Genomic DNA, 579 nt, shown 5'->3' on the forward strand with positions numbered 1-579 from the left:
CTCTCCTGAGCTCACTCAACTGCTGAGCGAGATACACGAGCAATACAATAGCCCTACCCTAATGAGCATCGATAAGAAAGACATGGCAGACGTCACCAAGCTGCCGTACTTTTTACAGCACATTGATGAGACTGATACGGTTGAATCGATGCGCCTACAGGCTTACCTGCAAGGTTTGCAATCTGCGTATTTTGGTAGTGCAAATCGCCAACAAGACTTAGGTGGTAATAACTGGTTCTGTATGCGCGATACGATGGCACTCGATCCGAAGCGTCATCCTGAGTTCATCGAAGAGATGATTTGGACAGTGCTGGAAAAAACAGCAAAGAATGATCCGGAGCGTTTTACTCGTTACAATTTCGCGCCAGCATTTGCCATGTCTACAGCTGTGATTTTTGAGTACGGCTTACAAACCGAATACCCTTGCTACAGCCCTATTCCAAAGTCACTGCAATTTAACGGCTGGAAGTATTAACCTCAATGAAAAGCAGAGGTCACAAGATGCAAATAGATTGGCTTGATCTGCTCAGGCTCGATGAAGATAGCCAGCAATTGGTGCAGGCGCGCTACCTTTACACC

At 46.5% G+C, this 579-nt stretch carries 1 protein-coding gene; it reads left to right on the forward strand.

Translation table 11 applies throughout. The features are described from left to right. The coding region (locus AACR11_RS09730; RefSeq protein WP_079324693.1) for a hypothetical protein at nucleotides 1-475 on the forward strand (475 nt) is incomplete at its 5' end. Between the last annotated feature and the right edge of the window lie 104 nt (nucleotides 476-579).

Source organism: Vibrio sp. L85, assembly GCF_963871815.1.
Classification (GTDB): Bacteria; Pseudomonadota; Gammaproteobacteria; order Enterobacterales; family Vibrionaceae; genus Vibrio; species Vibrio harveyi.